Source organism: uncultured Campylobacter sp. (assembly GCF_905371695.1).
GTDB lineage: Bacteria > Campylobacterota > Campylobacteria > Campylobacterales > Campylobacteraceae > Campylobacter_A.
On the sequence record NZ_CAJPMA010000109.1, the window covers coordinates 1 to 4732 of the forward strand.

A 4732-nucleotide genomic window follows, 5' to 3' on the forward strand; every position below is an offset into this window, starting at 1 on the left:
CGTGCTTAGTCTATAATAAAGATCCTCGCGGAATTTACCTTCGCTAATTAGCGCGCCTAGGTTAGCGTTCGTAGCGCAAACGATACGAACGTCGATTTTAACGGGCTTTACGCCGCCTAGTCGCGTGATCTCGCGCTCTTGCAAAGCTCGCAGTAATTTTGGCTGTAAATTTACGGGCATTTCGCCGATCTCGTCTAAAAATAGCGTCCCACCGTTAGCTAGCTCGAACTGCCCTATTTTTGCCGTCTGGGCATCGGTAAAAGCGCCCTTTTCAAAGCCGAACAGCTCGCTTTCGATGAGATTTTCTGGGATCGCCGCCATATTTAGCGCTACGAACGGCGCGTCTTTTCGCGGAGAGTTTTCGTGGATAAATTTCGCAAAGACCTCCTTGCCTACGCCGCTCTCTCCGCAAAGCATCACGCAAACATCGGTTTTAGCGGCTTTTGCGGCGATATTAAGCGCACTTTGCAACGCGGGCGAACTAGCTAAAAAGCCGCCGTTTTTAAAATTTCGCTCCGCTTGTTCTGCCGAAAATTCGGCGCTTTTAGCTAAATTTTCTGTGTTCGCAGTTTGCGCGGTTTTTTGCTTTAAAATTTGCACGCGCTTTATCGCTTCGTAAAGCGTCTGCGCGTCGAAAGGCTTGGTTAAAAAATCTTTCACGCCTAGCCGCACGCTCTCTATCGCGCGATTTAGCGTCGCATTGCCCGTCATTATGATGACGTCGAATTTGCCCTCTAATCGCTTAATAAACTCCAAGCCGTCAAGACCTGGCATATTAATATCGGTGATAATTAGCTCGGTTGCGGGGTCTAGTTTTTTTAAAGCCTCGGTCGCGCTTTTATAGGTTTTGACGTTTAGTTCGTCGTATTCGCTAAGCGCGAATTCTAGGGATTTTCGCATATTGATGTCATCTTCTACGATTGCGATATTCATAAATTTTCCTTACCGGCAAATACGCTAATTATTGCCGAATTTTGCTTAAATTCTATCGTAAAACGCACGGGCGCTACTTTAATAACGCCGGTGTTTCGCATAAAGTCGTTTCGTCTATAAAATTCGCTCTTTACGCTTACTTTTTCGCGAGCGAAGCAGTAAAAAATTTCATCTTTTCGGGAGTTTAAAAATTCAAGCGTAGAAGCGCCCTCTTCGCGCGTTCCGTCGATTTGACATAAAAGGCGAATCTTGCCTTTATTAGTTAGCGTCATCGCCTTTGAAAATACGATCTGCTCGTAGGAGACTATAAAATTCGTAGTATTTACGCTAGCCCAGAAGATAAATTCCTCCGAGCCTAGCGCAAATTTTACGAGTAGAATTAGTAAGCAAAGATTTCGCGCCACTTTTCCTCGTCGATTTTAAGCTCCATATTTACGCGGTAAAGCCCGTCTTTAAAGCCCTCGCTGATAATCGTCGCGTTTTTAACCAAGCCTTGCACTTTTGAAGTGATCGACGAATCTAGTAGCATAGCGTCCCGTACGGTGTCTTCGGAGTTGATTTTCACGCCGTAGAGCTTACCGGCTAGCTGACTATACGCGTCCGCCATCGCCGCGCGTTTAGCCAGCGTAACGGACTGCGCGTAGCTGACGGAATTTTGCGGCGCTATGCCCTCGCCTTGCGCGCGAAACGTCGTTTCTGTCGGCTGAGCATAGATCATTTTCTCTTTTTTCATAACCTCTCGCAAGTCGTCTTTATCGACCTTTTGGATTACGACGTTTTTATTCGTATCGTCCCCCATAAAGCCGTTAAACGAACACCCGCAAAATGCCGCAGCCGCGATTAGAAGTAAAATTTTCGTTTTCATTTTTAGCCTTTAAATTTATTCCGAAGTCTCTAAAAGTCCGCCTTCTTCGCTCTCGTCCTCATCCGCGTCGTCGGCCTTCGGGCAACGCGCGATGCTAACTACGTCGTCGCCGTCCACGTTTACTACGATAACGCCGCTGGTGTTGCGACCCGCTTTGCGGATAGACTGCATATCGACGCGAATCATCTTGCCGCTAGTAGTAAGCGCCATTAGATCCATCTCTTCATCGACCATTACGACGCCGATTAGATCGCCGGTGCGGTTATTTAGCTTCATGCAGATTACGCCCTTGCCGCCGCGGTTTGTTAAGCGGTATTCGTCGGCGGTAGTGCGCTTGCCGATACCTTTTTGAGATATGCTTAGCACCTCTTGTTCGTTGCTTTCTATAACCGCCGCGCCTACGACCTCATCGCCCGTTTCTTTAAATTTAATACCCGTCACGCCGCGAGCCGTCCTACCCATCTGGCGGACTTTGCTAACGTAAAATTTAAGGCACATTCCCTTTTTGGTCACGATAAATAGCATCTTGCCGCCGGTATTTTCAAGCGCTTCGCCGCTTTCGTTTTCGGCGCCGTCCATAGCCTCGTCCGCTTCTAAAATTTGCGGCTCTAAATTTTCGCTCATTTCGCTATCTACGTCGCTAGGCACTATTATCTCGTCTCCGTCGCTTTCCACGATTAGCGCGGTTACCAACTCGTCGTCCTCGTCAAGGCTAATCGCCTTAACGCCGATCGAGCGAATGTTTTTAAACTCGCTTAAATTCGTGCGTTTTACGACGCCGTTTTTAGTGAAAAACGCAAGCGATTTGTTTTCCGCGAAATCGGTCGTCGGAATGATCGCTTTAATCTTTTCGTCAGGCTGCAACTGCACCAAATTTACGACGGCTTTGCCCTTTGCGGTGCGGCTTCCCTCAGGAATTTTATAAACTTTAAGCCAATAAAGCTGTCCGCGGTCGGTCACGAACATCAACGTGTCGTGAGTGTTTGAGGTAAAGAAGCTCTCGATAAAGTCGTCGTCGTAGGTCGTAACGGCCACTTTACCCTTACCGCCGCGTTTTTGTTTCTCGTACTGTTTGCTAGGTACGCGCTTGATGTAGCCTCGGTGCGTAATGGTTACGACCATATTTTCGTTAGGTATAAGATCTTCGATATCTATGTCGTCGTAATCATCCACGATCTCGGTAATGCGCGGTACTTTAAATTTCGAGCGAATTTCAAGCAGCTCTTCTTTGATAATATTTTCTATAAGCTTCTCGCTCTTTAAAATTTCGTCCAGGCGCGCGATCTCGGCTAACAATTCTCTTAGCTCGTTGTCTAATTTTTCGCGCTCCAATCCCGTTAGCTTGCTTAATCTCATATCCAAAATCGCGTTTGATTGAAGCTCGGAAAGCCCGAATTTAGACATTAATCCGTCGCGAGCGGCATTCGTATCGGCGCTGTTTTTAATTAACTCGATAACTTCATCGATATTATCTAACGCGATTTTTAAACCTTCTAAAATATGCGCTCTGGCCCTGGCTTTTTCTAGGTCGAATATCGTTTTACGGATAATTACTGTTTTTCGGTGATTTAGGAATAATTTTAGCAGTTCGAGCAGCCCGAATACTTTGGGCTCTTTGTTGTCGATGGCTAGCATTATGACGCCGAAAGTTACTTCCATCGTGGTCGATTTAAATAAGTTATTTAGCACGATATCGCTCATCGCGTCGCGTTTTAGCTCGATTACGACGCGGATACCCTCGCGGTCGGACTCGTCGCGCACCTCGCTAATGCCTTCGATTTGCTTTTCTTTAACAAGCTCGGCGATTTGCTCGATTAGGCGGGCTTTATTTGTCTGATACGGCAACTCGTCGATTACGATTATTTCCTTTGTAGGCTTTTTCTCGATATGCGTTTTAGCGCGAATTTTTACTCGGCCGCGACCGGTGCGGTATGCTTCGATTATACCTTTTTTACCGAAAATTATGCCGCCGGTAGGGAAATCCGGCCCTTTAATATACTGCATAACCTCTTCAAGGCTTGCTTGCTTGTTATCAAGTACGAGCAAAAGCCCATCGATTAGCTCGTCAAGGCTATGCGGCGGGATATTAGTCGCCATACCGACGGCGATACCGCTCGATCCGTTTAAGAGCAAATTCGGTACGCGAGCGGGTAGGACGTCGGGCTCGGTCGTACTATCATCGTAGTTAGGCACGAAATCGACCGTATCTTTATCGATATCGCGTAGCAGCTCCTCTGCTAATATCGTCATCCTAGCTTCGGTATAACGCATTGCCGCCGCACCGTCGCCGTCTACCGAGCCGAAGTTACCCTGCCCGTCCACGCTAGGATAGCGCATAGAAAAACTTTGCGCCATACGCACGAGCGCGTCGTATACGGCCGTATCGCCGTGCGGGTGGTACTTACCGATGACGTCGCCCACGATACGCGCGGATTTTTTATACGGGCTTCGGCTACCTACGCCAAGGTCATTCATCGCGTATAAAATTCGCCTATGCACGGGTTTTAAGCCGTCTCTGGCATCCGGTAGCGCGCGACCGATGATAACGCTCATCGAATAATCTAGATAGCTCGATTTTATCGAGTGCTCGATATCGACTACTTGGATGTCTTGATTTAAATTTAGTAGATTATCTTCCATTTTTATCCTTGAAATTTACTAGGCGATTTTAGCTAAGTTTTAATAAAAAACGGCTAAATGAAAAAGACCGCCGAGTAGCGGTCTAAATTCGGATAAATCGGGGTTAGAATTTCTTGCTTTTTACGTCGGCTAAAATTTCCTTTGCCATACTATCGACCTCAGCCGTTACTTGGTTCGTCGCGCTGGCTACTTGAACGTTTTGTCTCGTTAGCTCGTCTACTTGGACTACGCCTTGATTGATTAGATTAATGGCTTCTGATTGTTCTCTTATGCTTTCGCTCATCTCGTTGATGC

At 47.0% G+C, this 4732-nt stretch carries 4 protein-coding genes and 1 pseudogene; all 5 read right to left on the bottom strand.

The annotated features are described in order from the left end of the window. Positions 1-933: sigma-54 dependent transcriptional regulator (locus QZ147_RS08285; protein ID WP_295149203.1), on the bottom strand; the 933-nt coding region annotated here is incomplete at its 3' end. Then, on the bottom strand, positions 930-1337 hold the full coding sequence (locus QZ147_RS08290; RefSeq protein ID WP_295149206.1) for a hypothetical protein: 408 nt from the start codon (positions 1335-1337) through the stop codon (positions 930-932). The genes QZ147_RS08290 and QZ147_RS08285, both read right to left, overlap by 4 nt. Beyond that, positions 1313-1732 carry a lipoprotein required for motility gene (locus QZ147_RS08295; RefSeq protein WP_295149210.1) on the bottom strand — a complete coding sequence of 140 codons (420 nt, stop codon included), beginning with the start codon at positions 1730-1732 and terminating at the stop codon, positions 1313-1315. Before QZ147_RS08295 ends, QZ147_RS08290 begins: the two co-directional genes overlap by 25 nt. Before the next feature lie 81 nt (positions 1733-1813). Further along, positions 1814-4438, bottom strand: coding sequence for a DNA gyrase subunit A (gyrA, locus tag QZ147_RS08300; protein WP_295149209.1), 2625 nt, complete (start codon positions 4436-4438; stop codon positions 1814-1816). A gap of 103 nt (positions 4439-4541) precedes the next feature. Then, a pseudogene (locus tag QZ147_RS08305) lies at positions 4542-4732 on the bottom strand (chemotaxis protein); the annotation flags it as partial.